Genomic DNA, 3914 nt, shown 5'->3' with positions numbered 1-3914 from the left:
GGTCAGATGTATCCGGAAAGCTGTAGATGGCGGAATCAACTTCCGGCTTAATCGTGAACATCCCCGCAACAATTTCGTCGCTCGCGCGAAGATCGGTCACCGCGAAGACCAGAGGGCGGGTCAGATTTTGCGTATCGATATCGAAACCTGTTTCCGCGCCGCGCAAATAGGCGGCGGCGACAGTGACAACCTCGCGCGGCAGCTCTATCCGCTCGCCCCCCGCAAGCATGGCGGTGACGGCGTTTTGCGACGCATCCTGTGGATAGGCGGAGCTGTTGACCTCGGCATAGGCACCGAAACCGGCGACCGGGTCGGACACCAGAACGCTGGGCGAGGCGTTAAGCAGGGCGGAGCCCCCGGCCCCGTTGGGCGCGGAATCATACCCCGTGCTGGCGGCAAGAGCGGGCGCCAGGGAGATGCCGTTCCACTCCCATCCGGTGGCGCCGGGGGCGAATTCCTTGTGCTCGGATATGACGCTGAATTTCTGCCCGTAGCCGGGCACGCTGTCCTCCGGCAGAAGGAGGTCGAGCTGCTGCGCCCTGGCCGGGGCCGCCAGGACCAGACAAGCCGTTAGTGCGGCGGCGAAGTGCTTCTCTGCGGTCACTAGCCGTCTTTTGCATTAACGTCTTGCAACGTATAGTAGCAAAAACAACCGCAGGTTAACTTCTTTGCAGGCACGGCGCTCGGATATCGACGCAGCGAAGGGCATGGCCATCCTGTTCGTCGTCTTCGGGCATCTGGTGGCCAGGGCCGACCCCGCGGGCGCGGGCTGGTACGAGCCGCTGCGCCAGGCCGTGTATGCGTTCCATATGCCGTTCTTCCTGTACTTAAGCGGGCTGGTGGCGGTGGAAACCGGCATGCTGTTCACTCCCCGCCCAGGCTGGCGCGGCGTGGTGGTGGCGCGGGCGAGACGGTTGTTGCTGCCATTCTTCGGGCTGGGGCTGCTGATCGTGTGCGGCAAGCTGGCACTCGCCCGGGTGATAAGCGTGGACAACGCCCCCGCCGCGTTCTGGGCGGGGGCGGGCGATCTGCTCTGGCACACCGCCGCCAGCCCGGCGCTCAGCATCTGGTACCTGTTCGTGCTGTTCGTGGTGAGCACGGTCAGCATGGCGGCGCTCAACGGGCGGCCTCCCCGCCTGCCCTGGCTGCTCGCGGCGAGCCTCGTGCTTTATGCCATGCCGCTGCCCGCCTATGCCTATGCCGACCGGGTGGGCAGCTACGCGGTGTTCTTTCTGCTCGGGGCCGGGGCCGGCCTTCTGGGCGGGCGCTGGCTGGCGTTCATCGACCGCGCCTGGAGGCCAGCCATGGCGGCGCTGCTCGCAATGCTGGCGGCGATCATTGTGTTCGGCAGGCACTGGCCGCAGGCGCCGTTGCTGCTGGGGGTGGGCATGCTCTCCTTCCCAGCACTTCACGGCTACTTAAGGGATTTGCCGGATACTTCGCTCAAGCAGAGTTTCCTGTTCCTTGGGCGGTACAGTTTTATGATCTACCTGTTCAACACGCTGTTCATCGGTCTGACGAAAGGCGCGCTGCTGCGGTGCGTCTCCTGGGACGGGGCGAATTTCTACGGGTTTGCCGCCGTGCTAATGCTCTCCGGCGTGCTGGGCCCGGTGGCGCTGAAACGCTACATCTTCGTGCATGTGCCGTACCTGGACAGGCTGACCAACTAGCCCGCGCCGTGTTGCGCAACCAGGACATGGCGCGCTTCCTGGCCCGGCTGGAGCCAGCGCTCGCCGCGAGCTTCTCCAGGGCGCAGCTGGAAGCGGTCGAACTGCACTTCGCCATGCGCAACCGGGTGGACCATGCCATCGACTGGCGGCGGCGGTTCAGCCTGCCCGGCTTGCACGCCTATATCGTGCTGCTGGCCGGGCGGGAGCGTAACGCCGATTAATGTAGAAAATACCCGCCATAGCGCGGCTGGTACACTTCCGCGTCGGCATAGCCCGATTTCTCATGCTGAGCCACGTTCACGCGCGTCAGCGCCGTGCCGGCCAACACCACCCCGGCCTCCTGCAACAGGGTGATGGCGGCGCGGACCACACGGCGCGGTGTGTGCCCCCAGCGGATGCAGAGCAGTGCGGAATCCGCGAGCCGTGCCAGCACCCGCCCCTCGGCCAGGGCGAAGGCGGGGGGTGCGTCGATCAGGATGACGTCGAACTCCTCGCGCAGCATGAACAGGAACTGCCGCAGTGCTGGCGACAGGAAGAGCGAGAGCGCGGCCTTCGCCTGGGTGCCCGCGGGCAGGATCTTCAGGGGAGTCAGGCTGTCCCGCCGGATCACCTCATCCGCACCCGCCAGCCCGGCGAGATGGTCGGTGAGCCCAGGGGCGCCCACGCAGTTGAACACCGGATCGAAGCTCGGCTGGCGGATGTCGCCATCCACGGCGAGGACACGCAAACCGGCGGAAGCCAGGGAGCGCGCCAGGGCGATGGTCAGCGTCGTCTTGCCCTCGCCCGGGCGGGCGGCGGTGATGGCGATGATCTTGCACGGGCCTTCACTCAGGCCGAGCCCGGTGCGCAGGGAGCGCAGCTGCTCGGCATAGAGCGAGAACGGCGCCTGCAAGGCGGCCACCTGCGGCGCGGCGGTTTCCGGCAGCAGGGCGAAGCAGGAGAGGCCGAAATGCGCGCGGACATCCACGCCCGAGCGCAGGGAGGTGTCCAACGCGTCCCGCAGCCCGGCCAGCAGCACGCCGAGGCAGAAGCCCAGCCCCAGGGCCGCGCCGAGGATCAGGCCCCTATGCGGCGCGCTGGGCTGTGTGGGCACCGCGGCGGTGGAGAGGATGCGGGCATCGGGCTTGGTCAGCGAGGCATCCTGCGCCAGCTGGTCCGCCTGCTGGGTCATGGCGCGCAGCATGTCCTGCCCCGCGGCGGCGCGCTGCTCCAAAGCGCGGATGGGTGCTGCCTCCTCATCCTCTGTTTGGCTTTGCGACCGTGCCGCCTCCAGCGCCGATTGCAGCGTGGCTATCTGCGCCTTGTCCGCCGCCACCTGGGCGCGGGCGGCATCCAACTCGCGCCCGGTCTCGGCGGTGATCTCGGCGGTGATGGCGGCGAGTTGGGTGCGTGCGGCGATGAGATCGGGATAGTCCGGCCCGTATTGCGCCGCGAGCGACTGCGCCTGTGCCGTGAGGTCCGCCTGCTCCTTGCGCAGCGGCAGCAGGTTGGGCGCGATGGCGGCGTTGGCGGCGGCGGCATCGCCACCGCTGGCGGCGTCCAGCCGGGCCTGGGCCATGGCCAGATCCGCCTGCGCCTCCACCAGCGAAGCCGCCAGCCGGCTCACCGTCTCCGTCGTCAGGGTCGATTGCGCCCCCTGAACCACCCCGGCGGCGGCGCGCGCCTGGGCCAGCTCTGTCTCCGTTACATCCAGCTGCGACTGCACGTCGGCGGCGTGTTTCTCCAGCCAGGACTGCGCGTCGTTCAGCGCGGCGAAGGAAACATCCCGCTCATGATCCAGATAGAGCTGCATCGCGAGGTTGGCGGCGGCGGCGGCAAGCTCAGGCGAGGTGCTGGTAAAGGACACGGTGAGCACGCGCGAGCCCGGCAGCACCTGGACATCCATAGCCCGGCGCGTGGCCTCGGCCAGTTCATCCGGCGTGGACGGCTTCGGGCTGGGCAGCAGGGTGAAGGGAAAATGCCGGGGCGCGACGGCGGGGTTGAATGCGGGCGAGGCCGCGAGGTTCAGCCTGGCCGCGATCTGCCCCGCCGCCGGCAGGCTGGCGATCACCTCGCTTTGGCTGGCCACCACTGCATCCTCATCCGAGGCATCCTGCGGGACAGTGTTGTTGTCGCCGGGCACCGTGGCGCTTGCCGGGTCGTAGAGCACGATGCCCGTGGCCGTGTAGGTGAGCGGCGTGCGCAGCACCCCCATCAGGGTAAGGGCCGGCACCAGCACGGTGCTGGCAAGGATGATGCGCCAGC

At 68.0% G+C, this 3914-nt stretch carries 4 protein-coding genes; 2 read left to right on the top strand and 2 right to left on the bottom strand.

Annotated elements, in window-relative coordinates; translation table 11 throughout:
- Nucleotides 1-604 (bottom strand): hypothetical protein (locus tag ACLPJJ_RS04125; RefSeq protein WP_443589687.1); only part of this gene is annotated, 604 nt, incomplete at its 3' end.
- Nucleotides 605-668: 64 nt separating this feature from the next.
- On the opposite strand from ACLPJJ_RS04125, the gene ACLPJJ_RS04120 reads away from it, so the two are divergent.
- The gene (locus ACLPJJ_RS04120) at nucleotides 669-1670 is read left to right on the top strand and encodes an acyltransferase family protein (RefSeq protein ID WP_443589686.1); all 1002 of its coding nucleotides are present in this window, start codon (nucleotides 669-671) and stop codon (nucleotides 1668-1670) included.
- Nucleotides 1671-1678: 8 nt separating this feature from the next.
- Entirely contained in the window at nucleotides 1679-1891 is a 213-nt protein-coding gene (locus ACLPJJ_RS04115) for a hypothetical protein (protein WP_443589685.1), read from the top strand.
- Here ACLPJJ_RS04115 and ACLPJJ_RS04110 read toward each other — a convergent pair.
- Nucleotides 1888-3914 (bottom strand): GumC family protein (locus ACLPJJ_RS04110; RefSeq protein ID WP_443589684.1); only part of this gene is annotated, 2027 nt, incomplete at its 5' end. The genes ACLPJJ_RS04115 and ACLPJJ_RS04110 overlap by 4 nt on opposite strands.

The organism is Acidocella sp. (assembly GCF_052326845.1).
Classification (GTDB): domain Bacteria; phylum Pseudomonadota; class Alphaproteobacteria; order Acetobacterales; family Acetobacteraceae; genus Acidocella.
The sequence above is the reverse complement of the archived record's forward strand: the minus strand, read 5'-3'. Positions and strand labels throughout refer to the sequence as shown.